Origin of the sequence: Pseudomonas tremae, assembly GCF_023278125.1 — a bacterium.
Lineage (GTDB): Bacteria > Pseudomonadota > Gammaproteobacteria > Pseudomonadales > Pseudomonadaceae > Aquipseudomonas > Aquipseudomonas tremae.
Genome location: NZ_CP066270.1, coordinates 1,297,356 through 1,314,422, shown reverse-complemented (window position 1 = coordinate 1,314,422; position 17,067 = coordinate 1,297,356). Strand labels below are relative to the sequence as shown.

The window sequence follows — 17,067 nt, the reverse complement described above, 5'->3', positions numbered from 1 at the left end:
TGTTCGAGGCCGCAGCTTAATGCGCTGATGATTAAGGTCAAGGTCAAATCCTGTCTGAAGCGGCGTTACAGACTCGTGCGCCGGACCGGCATTGCCATTATGATGCCCGACATGATCAAAGACCCTTTCGAAAGACTCGGCCTCGACCGGGAAGTCATAACTGTCAGCCAGCTCAACGGCCGTGCGCGGGTGTTGCTGGAGGACGTGTTCAGCAGCATCTGGGTCGAGGGCGAGATTTCCAATCTGTCGCGCCCAGCCTCGGGGCATGTCTACTTCACGTTGAAGGACTCCAGCGCACAGGTGCGTTGTGCGTTGTTCCGACAAAGCGCCGCACGGGTGCGTCAGGCACTCAAGGACGGTTTGCAGGTCAAGGTACGGGGCAAGGTTTCACTGTTCGAAGGCCGTGGCGACTATCAATTGATTCTCGACACTATCGAGCCTGCCGGTGATGGCGCACTGCGGCTGGCGTTCGATGCGCTGAAAGCCAAACTCAGCGACGAAGGCCTGTTCAGCGCCGAGCGCAAGGTTGCCCTGCCGCTGCACCCGCAACGTATCGGCATCATCAGTTCGCCGACCGGCGCAGTGATCCGCGACATCATCAGCGTGTTTCGCCGCCGAGCGCCACGGGTCGAGCTGACTCTGATTCCTACCGCAGTTCAAGGCCGCGAGGCCATCAACCAGATTGTCCGCGCGCTGAAGCTGGCCGACGCCCAGGGTTTCGACGCCCTGATCCTCGCCCGCGGCGGCGGATCACTGGAAGACCTCTGGTGTTTCAACGAAGAGGCCGTGGCTCGTGCGATTGATGCTTGCGTCACGCCGATCGTCAGTGCGGTCGGGCATGAAACCGACGTTTCCATCAGTGATTTCGTCGCCGATGTGCGAGCCCCGACGCCCTCCGCGGCTGCTGAGTTGCTGGCCCCGGACTCCAGCGACCTGCACCGCCGTGTCGATAACCTGCATCGACGGCTGGTCAGCCGCATGCAGGATCGGCTCATGCGTGAGCGGTTGCGGCTGGAAGGTATCTCGCGTCGGCTGAGGCATCCGGGTGAACGGTTGCGCCAGCAATCACAGCGCCTGGATGACCTGGACATGCGCCTGCGCCGCGCTTTCGAACAGAACATGCACACGCGGCAGGTGCGTCTGGCGCACATGCAAAGCCGTCTCGCCGCGCAGCATCCGGGCCGCACGCTGGCGTTTCTGCGCCAGTGTCTAGATGCGCTGGCCGAGCGCTTGCCAAGGGCCATTCGCGACCAGATCAAGGCCCGCAAGTTGCAGTTGCAAAGTCAGATGCAAACGCTAAATGTCGTCAGCCCGCTGGCTACGCTGGGGCGTGGTTACAGTATCTTGCTCGATGAACGGGGCCATGCAATCCGCCACGCTTCACAAACCCGGCCCGGCCAGCGCCTTACCGCGCGGCTGGGCGAAGGCGAACTGCAAGTACGTGTCGAAGACAATCACCTCACGCCCGTGACCCTTTCCCTTCTGGACTGACTGCCTGATGCTACGTTTTATCGCCCCGCTGTTCGCCCTGTTGCTCTGCCTGCCCGCCCATGCCGACAGCTTCATTACTCGCGCCCTCGACAAACCGGTGCCCGGTGGCGTGGCCGTCATCGATCTTGGCACAGGTGCGCAGGCGCCGACCGCCACCTATCAAGGCAAACCGGTGCTGGTGGTCAAGGAACAAGGTGCGCGCTGGCTGGCCATTGTCGGCATCCCGCTGACCGTCAAGCCGGGCACTCAACAGGTCACGTCGGGCGGTCGCACGCTCAATTTCACGGTTGGCAGCAAGAAATACCCGGAACAGCACATAACCCTCAAGAACAAGCGTCAGGTCAATCCCAACCCAGAAGACAACAAGCGCATCGAAGGTGAACTGGCCGAGCAACTGCGCGCTTATAGAAGCTTCAGCCCCGGCACACCTAGCAATCTGATATTGGACAAGCCGGTCAATGGCCCGCTGTCGAGCAAGTTCGGCGTGCGCCGGTTCTTCAACGGCGAAGAACGCAACCCGCACTCAGGACTGGACTTCGCGGTGCCCGCCGGAACGCCGATCAAGTCTCCGGCAGCAGGCAAGGTCATTCTGACCGGTAATTATTTTTTCAACGGCAACACCGTGTTCGTCGACCACGGCCAAGGCTTTATCAGCATGTTCTGCCACATGTCGAAGATCGATGTAAAAGTCGGTGATCAGGTCCCAAGGGGCGGTGTTGTCGGTAAAGTCGGTGCTACCGGGCGGGCAACCGGTCCACACATGCACTGGAATGTCAGCCTGAATGACGCGCGGGTCGATCCGGCAATTTTTATCGGCGCATTTCAGCCTTGAGCAGCCCCCTGAGCGAGCGCAGCAGCGCTCGCTCACTGCTCCCTTTCTTTGCGCACATCGCCCACCCCCCCACAATACTCCGGAATAAAATTCTCGAATAACGCTATAAAAAACCAGCAAAACGCTAATGACGAGAATTTATCCCAATTTTTTTCAAGTGCTTGCCATCGTGCTGGCCAGTGGGTACGGTTGACTTCATGAAAAACGCCCAAACCCTTATTTTATTGCGCCAACATCGGTGCCTCAGCCTGGTCAGCGCCCGACTGCCAGGCTAGATTTGCTGTACCTCGCCCCTGCGTTCGCAAACCCCATACTTTCCAAAACGGCAGGCCGCCGCTTACCGGCCCCGTGAATACAAAAGGATTTTCCGATGACCATGCTCAACGACCCTTCGAAGAAGTACCGTGCGTTCCCGACCATTGATCTGCCCGACCGCACCTGGCCTTCGAAAACCATCGATGCGGCGCCGATCTGGTGCAGCTCCGACCTGCGCGACGGTAACCAGTCGCTGATCGAGCCGATGGATGCGGTCAAGAAGCTGCGTTTCTGGAAAACCCTGGTCAGCGTCGGCGTGAAAGAAATCGAGGCGTCGTTTCCTGCAGCGTCGCAGACTGACTTCGACTTCGTCCGCACCCTGATCGAAGAAGGTCATATTCCGGAAGACACCACTATTCAGGTGCTGACCCAGGCACGTGAAGACTTGATCGCGCGTACCTTCGAATCGTTGCGCGGCGCCCGTAAGGCGATCGTTCATCTGTATAACGCAACGTGCCCGTCATTCCGTCGCATCGTGTTCAATCAGGACAAGGCTGGCGTGAAGGAAATCGCAGTCAACGCGGCCAGGATGTTCGTCAAGTACGCAGCACTGCAGCCGGAAACCCAGTGGACGTTCCAGTACTCGCCGGAAACCTTCAGCGCGACCGAGCTGGAGTTCGCCAAGGAAGTCTGCGACGCGGTGATCGAGGTGTGGAACCCGACGCCCGAGAACAAGGTAATTCTGAACCTGCCAGCCACCGTCGAAGTCGCCACACCGAATATCTACGCCGACCAGATTGAATGGTTCGGCCGCCACATCACTCGCCGCGACAGCGTGCTGATCAGCCTGCATACCCACAACGACCGTGGCACCGGCGTAGCCGCCACCGAGCTGGGCCTTATGGCCGGCGCGGACCGTGTCGAAGGCTGCCTGTTCGGCAATGGCGAGCGTACCGGCAACGTCGACCTGGTCACCGTGGCACTGAATCTCTACACCCAGGGCATCAACCCTGGGCTGGACTTCTCGGACATCGATGGAGTGCGCAAGGTCGTCGAGGAATGCAACCAGATTCCGGTTCACCCTCGTCATCCGTATGTGGGCGATCTGGTCCACACAGCGTTCTCCGGCTCGCACCAGGATGCCATCCGCAAGGGCTTCACGCAGCAGAAGGAAGGCGAGCTGTGGGAAGTCCCTTACCTGCCGATCGACCCGGCTGATATCGGTCGCAGCTACGAGGCAGTAATTCGCGTCAACAGTCAGTCCGGCAAAGGCGGCATTGCTTACCTGCTTGAACAGGAATACGGAATCTCTCTGCCGCGTCGTATGCAGATCGAGTTCAGCCAGGTGGTTCAGGGTGAAACCGACCGCCTGGGCCTGGAGATGACTGCCCAGCAGATCCACTCGTTGTTGCGTCGTGAATACCTGCAAGCCAACACGCCCTATGCGCTGATCAGCCACAAGTTGCAGGAAGAGAACGGTAACAGCGCTGTCGATGCAGAAGTGCATGTGGACGGTGAAACCCAACACTGGCGCGGCAAGGGCAAAGGTGCTCTGGAGGCCCTGGTAGCAGGCCTGCCGGTAGCTGTAGAGATAATGGATTACAACGAGCATGCGATCGGTTCGGGCACCACGGCCAAGGCCGCCGCCTATATCGAGCTGCGCGTCAATGGCGACCGCGCGGTACACGGTGTGGGCATTGATGAAAACATCACCACAGCGAGTTTCCGCGCCCTGTTCAGCGCGCTCAACCGCTCGCTGAGTCTGGCACAAGCCAAGGCCGCCTGAGCCCTTGAACCGAGGGCGGACACCTGTCCGCCCTCTTCACCCCTACGTTACAACGCTTCCTGTAACGCCCCACCTCTCCTTTAAAGGCTCTTGCAGTCTGCGCATACCCCTGTCTTTTTCGGCATAATCTTTTTCATTTCTGCTGTGGTAGCATGCTGCCCTTAATCCAGACTGGCCCGCCTCCAACAGCGACCCATATGCTGACGATGCCAATCCGGACTTTCCTGCCAGCTGCATCTTTCCTATAAAAAACCAAGACGACTATTGCATTGATTTCCGGACGAAAAGAATGCTCGGGCAGACCTCCCGTGCATTGAAATTACTATCTGCCTCGGTAATGCTGAGCTGATCCGATCACATTTGGAGCGATTATGCCCAAGGCTTCCCACCAAGATTTGCGCCGCAGTTTCCGTGAGCTCACCTCGTCGAACTCATGCTTCCACACCGCTTCGGTATTTGACCCCATGTCAGCGCGAATCGCGGCGGATCTGGGCTTTGAAGTAGGCATACTCGGCGGCTCTGTCGCGTCGCTGCAAGTACTGGCAGCCCCGGACTTCGCACTGATCACCCTGAGTGAATTCGTTGAGCAGGCCACACGCATCGGCCGCGTCGCCCAGCTCCCGGTGATCGCAGACGCGGATCATGGCTATGGCAACGCCCTGAACGTCATGCGTACTGTGGTCGAACTGGAACGTGCCGGCATTTCCGCACTGACCATCGAAGACACCCTGCTGCCTGCACAATTTAACCGCAAGTCCACCGACCTGATTTCTACTGCAGAAGGCGTCGGCAAGATCCGTGCGGCGCTGGAAGCGCGTGTCGATCCGGAGATGTCGATTTTTGCCCGCACCAATGCGGCGATCATTCCGGTTCAGGAGGCTATCAGTCGCGTGCAGCAATATCAGGCTGCCGGGGCTGACGGCATTACCATCGTTGGCATTCGTGACTTTGATCACCTGGCACAGATTTCAGAAGGCCTGACCGTACCGCTCATGCTGGTGACCTACGGTAACCCGGAGCTGCATGACAATGCGCGCCTTGCCGAGATGGGCGTCAGAGTCTGCGTCCACGGTCACGCGGCTTACTTTGCCGCGATCAAGGCGACCTACGACTGCCTGCGCGAACAGCGCCAGATACTCGGCAGCGAGTCGAACATGAGCGCCACGGAACTGACCCACACCTACACCCAGCCCGAAGACTACGTAGAGTGGGCCAGTAAGTTCATGAATGTGAACGAGTAAGCGGCAGGCTGGGCACTGCCCATGAGTGACGCAGAGCGTCACCCAGGGCATTCCTACACTAGAGCGTAAGGAACGATAACTGGTTAAGCATCGTGCCTGCACTTCGCTCCAGAGTGGGTGCGCAGTAAGCGATATCAGGCAGTTGCTTTGATGCCACGCTGGGTTTCCAGCTGCAACAGCGCGCCTTGCAGGGTCTGCAAGGTGGAACTGGTGGCCGAGATCTGCCCCTGGATAGCCAATGACCGTTGGGCCTTCTCTTCCGGGGTGCCCTTGCTGCTCTGTGCAGCGGCCAGTTGAGCCTGCTCCCGGGCCAATTCCTTTTGAGCCTGCTTTATCTGTTCTTTTATCTTGTCGATAGTTTGCTGGAGTGCATCCGAGCTGGATCCGCCTACGGTACCGCCATCCGCAGGTGCGCCGCTCGCGCCTTCGGTAGAAGCCTCTTCCGTGGCCTTGTCCGTGTCCTTGGCATTGGTAGCAGCAGTAACTGCATTTTCCTCGGGCTTCTTGACTGTCAGCGTCAACGGACTCGAGTAACGGTTAAGCATGGAAGTGTCGATGGTTGTCATAACGCTCTCCTGGAAGTCTGGACACACTATCGGCCGATGCGAAATATTCTGTAATGAATTATTGAATATTGAATGAATCAGCATCCAGACCGGCCGGGAATCGCGTGCGGTAGCCCTGCAAATCCACCGCATTCAAGGTCGCCATGAACACCCCGTCCGCATCGCCTGCGTTCAACAGGCTCTCGCCTTGATAATCCAGTACCTGACTGTCACCGGTATAGGCAAAGCCTTTTCCGTCCGACCCCGTTCGATTGACGGCGACGACATAGCACAGGTTTTCAATCGCTCTGGCAGGCAGCAAGCGGTTCCAGTGCATACGCCGCGCACCCGGCCAGTTGGCGGTGTAGAGCAGCAGATCGGTGTCCAGAGCGTCACGGCTCCAGACCGGAAAACGCAGGTCGTAACAGATCAATGGGCGGATGCGCCAGCCGTTGAGCTCAAACGTCACCTGACGGTCGCCCGGCGTGTAGTGCTCATGCTCGCCAGCCATGCGGAACAGATGGCGTTTATCGTAATGCAGCAACTCTCCATCTGGGCGCGCCCACAAGAGGCGGTTGCGATGACTGCCATCTGCTGCCCGAATGATCACGCTGCCCGTGACAACGGCATTGAGACGCTTGGCCTGCGCCACAAGCCAGGCCGATGCCGGCCCGGCTTCCGGCTCGGCCAGCGCTTCGGATTCCATCGAAAACCCGGTAGTGAACATTTCCGGCAGGACGACCAGATCAGCGCCTTGCGCCTGATCCAGCAACTGTCCGAAATGCTCGAGATTGGCCTCTCGGTCATGCCAGACCAATGTCGTCTGGATCAAAGCGAGCTTCAGGTTCGGCAGTCCGCTTATATCGCGCATAGTTTCTCCGCAGCCTGACGTAACGTGTCTTCCTGCTTGGCAAAACACAAGCGGATCAGGCGCTGCCCTGATGGTGGGCTTTGATAGAAAACAGAGATGGGGATACTGGCCACGCCATGCTCACGGGTCATCCACAGGGCCATGTCCACATCGTTCAGATCAGGCCTGATCTGCGAATAATCGACCAGCTGGAAATAAGTACCGCCGACCGGTTTGAAGCTGAAGCGCGAGCCTGCCAACTGGCTGCAGAAATAGTCCCGCTTGGCCTGATAGAAACCTGGCAGCTCGTCGACATGCTCGGGATGTTCGGCCATGAAATCAGCCAGCGCATACTGCAGCGGCGTCACACCGCAGAAACTGACGTACTGATGTACCTTGCGCAATTCGGCGGTCAGTGCTGGGGGCGCAACTACGTAGCCGGTCTTCCAGCCCGTGACGTGATAGGTCTTGCCAAACGAACTGACGACAAAGGCACGCTGATACAGCGCATCGTGATCAAGCACGCTGACATGCTGTGCGCCGTCAAACACCAGGTGCTCGTAGACCTCATCACTGAGCAGATAGATATCGCGATCGGCAATCAGCGCAGCCAGGCGATCAAGCTCTGCGCGGCTGATCAGTGCACCGCTCGGGTTATGCGGGCTGTTGATGACGATCATGCGGGTGCGCGGGCTGAGTGCATCGGTCAGCTTTTGCCAGTCGATGGAGAAATCATCCAGCACCAGTTGCACATGGACGCAGCGCCCACCCGCCAGCTCCACCGCAGGTTCGTAGCTGTCATAGCAAGGGTCGAAAATGATGACTTCGTCGCCGGGACGAATAACCGAGTGGATCGCACAAAAAATTGCCTGGGTCGCTCCGGGCGTGATGGTGATCTCACTGTCCGGGTTGACCTCACGCCCATAGCTGCGGCCAATCTTGGCCGCTACCTGCTGGCGAAGTGCCGGCAGCCCGGTCATCGGCGAATACTGGTTATGCCCCTCGGTGACATGGCGGCAGACTGCGTCACGCAGCGCCTGCGGCCCGTCAAAATCAGGAAACCCCTGGGACAGGTTGATAGCGCCGTTTTCGGCGGCCAGCTGTGACATGACGGTGAAGATAGTGGTGCCCACATTGGGCAACTTGCTGTCGATCATGGAACCCTTTCCCTGCAATCTCCCGGCACCGGGCGGCACGGGGTCAAGCAGGATAGCCCATTAAACACGCACAAAAAAAGGCGCCGAAGCGCCTTTTTCCAGTGGCTGACTCAGCGCTTGTCGCGGCGCTTCTTGTCGGCTTTCTTGTGGTGCGACATCATTCGACGCTTCTTGTTGACCTGGCGGTCCGTCAGCGTGTTCTTGTTGCCTTCATAAGGGTTCTCGCCACCTTTGAACTCGATCCGGATCGGCGTACCGACCAGCTTGAGCACACGGCGATAGGTGTTTTCCAGATACCGCACGTAAGACTTGGGTACTTTCTCGACCTGGTTGCCGTGAATCACGATCAGCGGTGGGTTGGCACCCCCCAGGTGAGCGTAGCGCAGCTTGATGCGGCGGCTGCCGACCATCGGTGGCGCATGCTCGCTGACCGCGTCTTCGAGTATCTGCGTCAGACGGCTGGTCGGCCAGCGCGTTACGGCCGACTTGAACGAGTTCTGCACCGACTGATAAAGGTTGCCTACGCCCGTGCCGTGCATGGCCGAGATGAAGTGGATGTCCGCGAAATCGACGAAGAACAACCGGCGTTCCAGTTCGATCTTCACGAAATCACGTTCGCCCGGCGTCATGCCGTCCCACTTGTTCAGCGCGATGACCAGTGCACGACCCGCCTCGAGAGCGAAGCCCAGCAGGTTGAGATCGTGATCGACCACCCCTTCCCGGGCGTCCATCACGAAGATCACCACGTTGGCGTCCTTGATGGCCTGCAGGGTCTTGACCACAGAGAACTTTTCGACTTCTTCGTGGATCTTGCCGCGCTTGCGCACACCTGCCGTGTCGATCAGCGTGTACTTCTCTTCGTTCCGCTCGAAGGGAATATAGATGCTGTCACGCGTGGTGCCAGGCTCGTCATAAACGATAACCCGGTCTTCACCGAGCATACGGTTGACCAGCGTCGACTTGCCGACGTTCGGACGACCGATGATCGCGATCTTGATACCGTCTTTTTCGCTCGGGCCCGGAATGCGCTTGGCTTCCTGACCTTCGGCAACTTCCTCGACCTCACCTTCTTCAAGGTCGTCCTCGTCTCTGGGGAATTCCCGCAGAGCGATTTCGAGCATCTGCGAGATGCCGCGACCGTGAGCGCCGGCCACCGGAATGGCGTCGCCCAGCCCCATCGGGCTGAACTCGGCACGCGCCAGGTTCTCATCGATGTTGTCGATCTTGTTGGCAACCACGTAGGAACGCTTGTTGCGCTTGCGCAGGTGCTCACCAATCATCTGATCAGCGGCGGTATAACCCGCGCGGGCATCCACCAGAAACAGCACCACATCGGCTTCTTCAATGGCCAGCAGAGACTGCTCGGCCATTTTTTCGTCCATGCCATGCTCGTCACCGGAGATACCGCCGGTGTCGATCAGAATATAGGAGCGCCCTTGCCACTTCGCCTCTCCGTATTGGCGATCACGGGTAAGACCGGACAGATCGCCGACAATAGCGTCGCGGGTCCTGGTCAGGCGGTTGAACATGGTGGACTTGCCGACGTTCGGTCGACCCACCAGGGCGATTACGGGAACCATTAGGCTCTCCACTTCGTTATTTCAGAAAATACAAAAGCCGCTGCAGGGCAGCGGCCGAAGTTCGGAGCAGCGCACAATGACGCTGCAGCCTTGCCGAGGCAAGGTCACCCGGGGCCAATGGCCTCGGGCCTGGACACTTATTGCTTGATGGTCAGGGCTTCCAGTTTGCCGCTGTTGCCATACACGTAAATCATGTCCCCTACTACCAGCGGACGGGCACGCAGGCCGTCACTGTCAATGCGCTCGCGACCGACAAAGCGACCATCGACCTGGCTCAACAGGTGAAGGTAGCCTTCCATGTCACCGACCGCGATGTAGCTGGAATACACTTCCGGCGCCCCCAACTGACGGCGAGCCAGCGATTCGTTGCTCCACAGTGCGGAGGACGAACGCTCGTCGATACCTTCGACAGTGCCTGAGGCCAAGGTGGCGTAAACGCTGCCGAAGCCTTGGGCTACGCCCGAGTAGCTTGAACCGTCACGCTGCCAGAGTACACGACCGCTTTCCAGATCCAGACCGGCGATGCGGCCCTGATAAGTGGCGACGTACAGTGTACCGCCGGACAGCAGCAGGCCGCCGTCGATATCGACCACGCGGTCCAGCTCGGAACGACCCTGAGGGATCGCAACACGCTGTTCCCAGATCGGTACGCCGTTGGAAATATCGAGGGCGACGACCTTGCCAGTCGACAGGCCGGCGATTGCGAGACGGTTGGTGGCCAGTGGAGCACCTGTTCCGCGAAGGGTCAGCACAGCGGGTGTGCTTTCGTAGATCCAGAGCTGAGAGCCGGTAGACGCATCGAAGCCGACGATACGGTCATCCTGCGTCTGAACCACAACCACGGAACCGTTGGTGGCAGGCGGAGCCAGCACTTCACTGGTCACGTGGGCGCGCCATTTCTCTTCACCGGTGGCAGCGTCCATGGCAACGACTTCACCCTTGAGAGTGCCAATCATCACCAGGCCGTAACCCACGCCGACAGCGCCGGAAACAGGAAGATCAAGATCCTTCTTCCAGATCACATCACCGGTCAGTCGATCCAGAGAGACGATTTCGCCAGTGACGTCAGACGCATAGATGCGATCACCGTCAATTGCCGGGACCAGCATGTTGTAGGTCTTGCCCTGACCGTCGCCGATCGAACGACTCCACTGCTTTTGCAGAACCACTTCTTCTTTGAAGTCGGTCAGCTCGGCCGGAGGCAATTCCTTTTTGCTGTTGCTGCTGCAACCCGCGGCCAGAATGGCCAGAGCCAGCAATGCTGCATGTTTCCAACGAATCACGTCACGCATCCCCTTTCGCCAGATCGTCGAGCTTCATTTGCAGGCCACCAACCGCTGCGTCTTCGGACAGAGCGGATTTGGCCTTTTGGTATGCAGCATGTGCCTCATCGGTTCGGCCCAGCTGTACCAGCAGGTCGCCCTTGAGTTCTTCACGACTGGCGAGGAATGCCTTGTCGGCATCGCCGTCGAGCAATTTCAGCGCGTCATCGACCTTGTTCTGTGCAGCCATCACACGAGCCAGGCGCTGACGGGCAACTTCACCCAGAGTGTCATTGGCTGGCTTGTCAGCTACGGTTTTCAGTTCGGCAGCTGCATCATCCAGCTTGCCGGCATCGACCGCCACCTTGGCGACGAACAGGCTACCGAACTGGGCGTAGGTAGTGCCACCAAATTCGCTTTTCAGTTTGCCGGACAGCTCGGCGACACGCGCCGTATCTGCCTGACCGCTCGGCGTCAGCGCGGTTTCGAGCAGTTGCTGATAGAGCAACGAGGCGCCTTGTGACTGGCCAGCCTGATACCGCTGCCAGCCTTGCCAGCCCAAGACCACCACCAGCGCCAGCAGACCACCTGTCAACAGGGGTTTGCCGTTACGCTGCCACCAGTCCTTCATTACCGCCAGCTCTTCATCTTCGGTACCCGACACCCCAATACTCCTATTCGCTAAACGGCTGTTAATCTGTTTCAACCCTGCACAACGCAGGCGGCCAGGTGCTCTGCAAGAGCGTCCCAGGCAATATTTTGTTGTTCGCCCTGACCACGCAGGGGTTTGACGCCAATGACCTTTGCTGCCAACTCTTCTTCGCCAAGGATCAGAGCGTACAGCGCCCCGCTCTTGTCAGCCTTCTTGAACTGGCTTTTGAAGCTGCCTGCACCGGCATTGACCTGCAGGCGCAGGGTCGGCAACCGGTCACGAACCTTTTCGGTCAGCGCCAGCGCAGCCAGCTCGGCTGCTTCGCCGAAGGCACACAGGTAGACATCCACCTGACGGGCAATTTCTTCCGGAACCTGCTCCAGGGTTTCGAGCAACAGCACCAGACGCTCGATGCCCATCGCGAACCCTACGCCAGCAGTCGGCTTGCCGCCCATTTGCTCGACCAGACCGTCGTAACGGCCGCCCGCACACACAGTCCCCTGAGCACCCAATTGATCGGTGACCCATTCGAAAACGGTTTTGCTGTAGTAATCCAGCCCGCGCACCAGCTTGGGGTTGATGACATAAGGAATACCAGCCGCATCCAGACGGGCCTTGAGGCCTTCGAAATGCACGCGGGACTCATCATCGAGATAATCCGCCAGTTTCGGCGCATCGACCAGCACAGCCTGGGTTTCAGGGTGCTTGGTGTCGAGCACGCGCAGCGGGTTTGTTTTCAGACGACGCTGGCTGTCTTCATCCAGTTGCTCAAGACGCGCCGAGAGAAACTCGACCAGCGCGTCGCGGTAACGTGCACGAGCTTCGCTGGTACCCAGGCTGTTCAGCTCGAGCTTGACCGCATTGCGAATACCGAGCATGCCCCAAAGGCGCCAGGTCATGACGATCAGCTCGGCGTCGATGTCCGGACCATCGAGGTTGAATACTTCTACACCGATCTGGTGAAACTGACGATAACGCCCCTTCTGAGGACGCTCGTGACGGAACATCGGGCCGATGTACCACAGTTTCTGAACCTGACCACCACCGGTAATACCGTGTTCCAGAACCGCTCGCACACAGGCAGCAGTGCCTTCCGGGCGCAGGGTCAGGGAATCGCCGTTGCGGTCAGCGAAGGTGTACATCTCTTTTTCGACGATATCGGTCACTTCGCCGATAGATCGCTTGAAGAGTTCGGTAAATTCGACGATGGGCATGCGAATCTGGCGATAACCGTAGTTATCCAGCAGACGCGAGACAGTGCCTTCGAAGTGACGCCACAGGGGCGTCTGCTCAGGCAGGATGTCGTTCATGCCACGAATGGCTTGTAGAGACTTACTCACAGAAAATCCTTAGCAATCCTGGTTAGCCGCGCACGATGACCGAGGCGTCGGCTTCAGCCTTTTCGGCTGCTTTCTCGCGAATCAAGCGTTCAAGCTCATCCACGAGATTGTCGTTGGTGAGTTTCTGCGCGGGCTTGCCGTCGATGTAGATCAGGTTCGGCGTGCCACCGGTGAGACCAATATGCGCCTCCTTGGCTTCGCCAGGACCATTGACCACACAACCGATCACCGCCACATCGAGAGGCACCAGCAAATCTTCGAGTCGGCCTTCCAGCTCGTTCATGGTCTTGACCACATCGAAATTCTGCCGCGAGCAGCTCGGGCAGGCGATGAAGTTGATCCCGCGGGAGCGAAGGCGCAACGATTTGAGAATGTCGTACCCGACTTTCACCTCTTCGACCGGATCAGCGGCCAGCGAGATGCGGATAGTATCGCCAATTCCCTCGGCGAGCAGCATACCCAGACCGACAGCCGATTTCACTGTGCCTGAACGCAAGCCGCCCGCCTCAGTGATGCCCAGGTGTAACGGCTGGACAATCTGCTTGGCCAGCAAACGGTAGGCAGCCACGGCCATGAACACGTCAGAGGCCTTTACGCTGACCTTGAAGTCCTGGAAGTTCAGACGCTCAAGGTGTTCGACATGACGCAGCGCGGACTCTACCAGAGCCTCGGGCGTCGGCTCGCCGTATTTTTTCTGCAGGTCCTTTTCCAGCGATCCGGCGTTGACACCGATCCGGATGGGGATGCCGCGGTCGCGTGCGGCATCGACCACGGCACGCACGCGATCTTCACGACCGATGTTGCCCGGGTTGATACGCAGGCAGTCGACACCCAGCTCGGCAACGCGCAAGGCGATGCGGTGGTCAAAATGAATATCGGCGACCAGTGGCACCTTGACCAGCTGCTTGATACGACCGAAAGCCTCGGCAGCATCCATGTCAGGTACGGAAACCCGCACGATGTCGACACCGGCTGCTTCCAGTCGATTGATCTGGGCGACGGTGGCCGCCACATCATTGGTGTCACTGTTGGTCATGCTCTGTACGGCAATCGGCGCATCGCCGCCCACTGGTACAGAACCAACCCATATTTTTCGGGATTCGCGACGTTTGATCGGAGATTCGCCGTGCATGACTTATTGCCCTAGCTTCAGGCGAGCAGTTTCGCCGCTGGTGAAAGGTGCCACGTCTACCGGCTGACCGTTGTAGGTAACCTGCGCGCCGCGTGCATAGCCCAGACGAAGGGTCAACGGCGGCTTGCCGCTGACATCAAGATTTTCGCCCTTGCGCTTGAGACCGCTGACCAGCACCTTGCCGTTTCCGTCGGTGACCTGCGTCCAGCAGTCGGCGACGAACTGCACAGTGACCTGGCCGGCGCCCGCCATGACAGGGGCTGGCTGTTCAGCCGGCGTTGTCGGCATGGACGGCACATTAGGCGAAGCCACTGGCGCCTGCGCAGTCTGTGCAGGCGTCGGCGCAGCAGCCGGTGCCTGAGGCTGGGCAGCAGAGCGGCCGGTAGTATCTGTAGCAGGTGCGGCTGGCGCAGCGCTCGGCGACTCGCTGGCAGGCGCACCGGTGTTCAATGGCAGGGAAGTCTGTCCGGAAGCAGGTGCTTCGACCACTGGCGCTTCTTCAGGCTCGTCCAGCGGATGGATCTGCGTGGTGCCGTCGGCGCTTTCGACTTCGACGTGTTCCATGTTAAGTCCGGACTGATCCCTGCCGCGCAGGGTCGCCTGGTCCTGCCACCAGAAAAAACCGCCACCGACCAAAATCACCAGCAGCAACAGGCTGACGATACGCAGAATATTGTGTGACAGCCTCACCGGCTCCTCGATGCGGCCCAGCGCGTGAACTGCACTGCCCTTGCCATCGGTACCGGTAAACTGGTCGAACTGATCAACCAGTGCTGCCTGATCAAGGCCAAGCAGCTTCGCATAGGCACGTACATACCCCCGGGCAAACGTGTGCCCAGGCAGTTTTTCAAAATTGCCGTTCTCCAGATTGCTCAGGGAGGTCACGGTGAGGTTCAGCCTCAAAGCCACATCGGGCAGCGACCAGCTCCTGCTCTCGCGTGCCTGGCGCAGTGTTTCTCCAGGGTTCACGCGATTGGTTGCTACAACTTCGGGATGCGCCGCTTTCATCATTGCTCCGACAGGTATTGCTGATATTCCGGCGTACCGGGATAGAGTCTTTTCAACTGCAGGCCGAAACTGGCCGCCTTGTTACGGTCATCGTAGATCTTTGCCAAGCGTATGCCGAGCAATAGACTACGTGCATTTTGCTCGCTGAGCTGGCTAAAACGGTCGTAATAATCACGTGCGGGCACAAATTGCCGGTCTTCATAAGACAACTGTGCCATCTCCAGCAAGGAGCGCGGCAGTTGACGGTCTAGGCGCAAGGCCTTGGTGAACTGCTCGCGGGCCTGCTCGCGATTGCCCAGCGCCAGCGAGGTCATGCCCAGGCTTTCAAAGACCCGAGAGCGCTCAGGATACAGGTTGTCGGCGGCAGCCTGCTCAAAACGCTCGTAGGCTTCCTTGTAACGCTTTTGCTCGTAGAGAAAACTGCCGTAATTATTGACGACGCGTGTGTCGTTATTGCTGGAGGCGAGCGCCTTGCGGAAATATTGCTCGGCGAGTTCGGGCTCCATTTCGGTCTGGAACACCAACGCCAGCGCCGCATTGGCCTGGGGGTCGGAACTGTCGAGCTCGAGTGCTTTTTTAAGCGGCACCTTGGCGCGCTCGGTCTGACCTTGTTGAAAATAGCCCAATCCGAGCTGCACGTAAGCCTGACGCGCCTCTTCGCGCCCCTGCTTCGTACTCAGCGGGTTGACGTTGCCGGTGGACACACAAGCCGTCAGCAGCATGACAACACACAGTAGAAAGGAGGCACGCACAGACATTAAGTCTTTCCCGGTCAGGTTCGCAGTCAGGTTCGGGTTGCCGCACCGGAAGCCGTTTCGGCATCGGCACTCAACTCGCGCACAGCGATGTAGCGTTCACTACGACGCGTGCGGTCCATGACCTGACCGACCAGTTGGCCGCATGCAGCATCAATGTCTTCGCCACGCGTGGTACGCACAGTGACGTTATAACCGGCCTGATGCAACAGGTCCTGAAAACGACGGATTGCGTTATTGCTGGGACGCTCGTAACCAGAGTGCGGAAACGGGTTGAACGGGATCAGATTAATCTTGCAAGGTGTGTCCTTGAGCAACTCGATCATCTCGACGGCGTGCTCGACCTTGTCGTTGATGTCCTTGAGCATTGTGTACTCGATGGTCAGCACGCGCTTCTCGCCCAGACTGGACATGTAGCGACGGCAGGACTCGAGAAGCATCTGCAGCGGGTACTTCTTGTTGATCGGTACCAACTGGTTGCGCAGCGCATCGTTAGGCGCATGTAGCGACAAGGCCAGCGAGACATCGATATGCTTGGAAAGCTCATCGATCATCGGCACCACACCGGACGTGGACAACGTCACTCGGCGTTTGGAAATGCCATACCCCAAGTCATCCATCATCAGATGCATGGCGGCGATGACATTGTCGAAGTTCAGCAGCGGCTCACCCATGCCCATCATCACCACGTTGGTGATGGCACGGTCGACGGTCGCCGGGACGCTGCCAAAGGATTTGTTGGCAATCCACACCTGGCCGATGACTTCGGCGGCGGTGAGGTTGCTGTTGAAGCCTTGCTTGCCGGTGGAGCAGAAACTGCAGTCCAGGGCACAGCCCGCCTGGGACGAAACACACAAAGTGCCACGCTTACCCTGCGGAATATAGACGGTCTCGACGCAGCTGCCGGACTCTACGCGCACCACCCACTTGCGGGTGCCGTCGCTGGAGATATCCTCGCTGACCACTTCAGGACCGCGAACTTCAGCGCAGGCCTTGAGCTTTTCGCGCAGGGCCTTGCTGACGTTCGTCATCGCGTCGAAATCATCGACGCCGAAGTGGTGAATCCACTTCATGACCTGACCGGCACGGAAGCGCTTCTCCCCGATAGAGTCGAAGAATTTCTCCATTTCCTGTTGAGTCAGACCCAGCAGGTTGGTTTTACCAGTCGATGCAATCATGAA

General features: G+C 58.8%; 15 protein-coding genes. 4 read left to right on the top strand and 11 right to left on the bottom strand.

Features of this window, described 5'->3' with window-relative positions:
• Positions 1-111: 111 nt before the first annotated feature.
• The 4 genes from xseA to I9H09_RS06055 all read left to right on the top strand — a co-directional run bounded on the left by xseA (position 112) and on the right by I9H09_RS06055 (position 5,605).
• Positions 112-1,491 carry an exodeoxyribonuclease VII large subunit gene (gene xseA / locus I9H09_RS06070; RefSeq protein WP_236502364.1) on the top strand — a complete coding sequence of 460 codons (1,380 nt, stop codon included), beginning with the start codon at positions 112-114 and terminating at the stop codon, positions 1,489-1,491.
• A gap of 7 nt (positions 1,492-1,498) precedes the next feature.
• Positions 1,499-2,323: a peptidoglycan DD-metalloendopeptidase family protein gene (locus I9H09_RS06065; protein WP_005891650.1), complete on the top strand. Its 825-nt coding sequence runs from the start codon at positions 1,499-1,501 to the stop codon at positions 2,321-2,323.
• A 370-nt stretch (positions 2,324-2,693) separates the two neighbouring features.
• On the top strand, positions 2,694-4,364 hold the full coding sequence (leuA, locus tag I9H09_RS06060; protein ID WP_122347468.1) for a 2-isopropylmalate synthase: 1,671 nt from the start codon (positions 2,694-2,696) through the stop codon (positions 4,362-4,364).
• 371 nt (positions 4,365-4,735) lie between these two features.
• Complete coding sequence (locus I9H09_RS06055) at positions 4,736-5,605, top strand: isocitrate lyase/PEP mutase family protein (protein WP_005891648.1); 870 nt, start codon at positions 4,736-4,738, stop codon at positions 5,603-5,605.
• 134 nt (positions 5,606-5,739) lie between these two features.
• Here I9H09_RS06055 and I9H09_RS06050 read toward each other — a convergent pair whose 3' ends face one another.
• The 11 genes from I9H09_RS06050 to rlmN form a co-directional block, all read right to left on the bottom strand.
• Positions 5,740-6,171 (bottom strand): hypothetical protein, encoded by a 432-nt coding sequence (locus I9H09_RS06050; RefSeq protein ID WP_024670481.1) that lies wholly within the window; start codon positions 6,169-6,171, stop codon positions 5,740-5,742.
• 58 nt (positions 6,172-6,229) lie between these two features.
• Complete coding sequence (locus I9H09_RS06045) at positions 6,230-7,021, bottom strand: amidohydrolase (RefSeq protein WP_024670480.1); 792 nt, start codon at positions 7,019-7,021, stop codon at positions 6,230-6,232.
• The gene (locus tag I9H09_RS06040) at positions 7,009-8,157 is read right to left on the bottom strand and encodes a pyridoxal phosphate-dependent aminotransferase (RefSeq protein WP_122347467.1); all 1,149 of its coding nucleotides are present in this window, start codon (positions 8,155-8,157) and stop codon (positions 7,009-7,011) included. The genes I9H09_RS06045 and I9H09_RS06040 overlap by 13 nt, the downstream gene beginning before the upstream one ends.
• A gap of 110 nt (positions 8,158-8,267) precedes the next feature.
• On the bottom strand, positions 8,268-9,737 hold the full coding sequence (gene der / locus I9H09_RS06035) for a ribosome biogenesis GTPase Der (RefSeq protein ID WP_024670478.1): 1,470 nt from the start codon (positions 9,735-9,737) through the stop codon (positions 8,268-8,270).
• 137 nt (positions 9,738-9,874) lie between these two features.
• Positions 9,875-11,029 carry an outer membrane protein assembly factor BamB gene (gene bamB / locus I9H09_RS06030; RefSeq protein WP_024670477.1) on the bottom strand — a complete coding sequence of 385 codons (1,155 nt, stop codon included), beginning with the start codon at positions 11,027-11,029 and terminating at the stop codon, positions 9,875-9,877.
• Positions 11,022-11,663 (bottom strand): YfgM family protein, encoded by a 642-nt coding sequence (locus I9H09_RS06025; RefSeq protein WP_122347466.1) that lies wholly within the window; start codon positions 11,661-11,663, stop codon positions 11,022-11,024. The genes bamB and I9H09_RS06025 overlap by 8 nt, the downstream gene beginning before the upstream one ends.
• A 38-nt stretch (positions 11,664-11,701) precedes the next feature.
• The gene (hisS, locus tag I9H09_RS06020; protein WP_024670476.1) at positions 11,702-12,991 is read right to left on the bottom strand and encodes a histidine--tRNA ligase; all 1,290 of its coding nucleotides are present in this window, start codon (positions 12,989-12,991) and stop codon (positions 11,702-11,704) included.
• A 22-nt stretch (positions 12,992-13,013) separates the two neighbouring features.
• The gene (ispG, locus tag I9H09_RS06015) at positions 13,014-14,123 is read right to left on the bottom strand and encodes a flavodoxin-dependent (E)-4-hydroxy-3-methylbut-2-enyl-diphosphate synthase (protein ID WP_005891630.1); all 1,110 of its coding nucleotides are present in this window, start codon (positions 14,121-14,123) and stop codon (positions 13,014-13,016) included.
• A gap of 3 nt (positions 14,124-14,126) precedes the next feature.
• Positions 14,127-15,131: a RodZ domain-containing protein gene (locus I9H09_RS06010; RefSeq protein WP_005891629.1), complete on the bottom strand. Its 1,005-nt coding sequence runs from the start codon at positions 15,129-15,131 to the stop codon at positions 14,127-14,129.
• A complete protein-coding gene (gene pilW / locus I9H09_RS06005) occupies positions 15,131-15,889 on the bottom strand; it encodes a type IV pilus biogenesis/stability protein PilW (RefSeq protein ID WP_005891628.1) in 759 nt (252 codons plus the stop codon). Before pilW ends, I9H09_RS06010 begins: the two co-directional genes overlap by 1 nt.
• Before the next feature lie 26 nt (positions 15,890-15,915).
• Complete coding sequence (rlmN, locus tag I9H09_RS06000; RefSeq protein WP_122312900.1) at positions 15,916-17,064, bottom strand: dual-specificity RNA methyltransferase RlmN; 1,149 nt, start codon at positions 17,062-17,064, stop codon at positions 15,916-15,918.
• Positions 17,065-17,067: the final 3 nt, after the last annotated feature.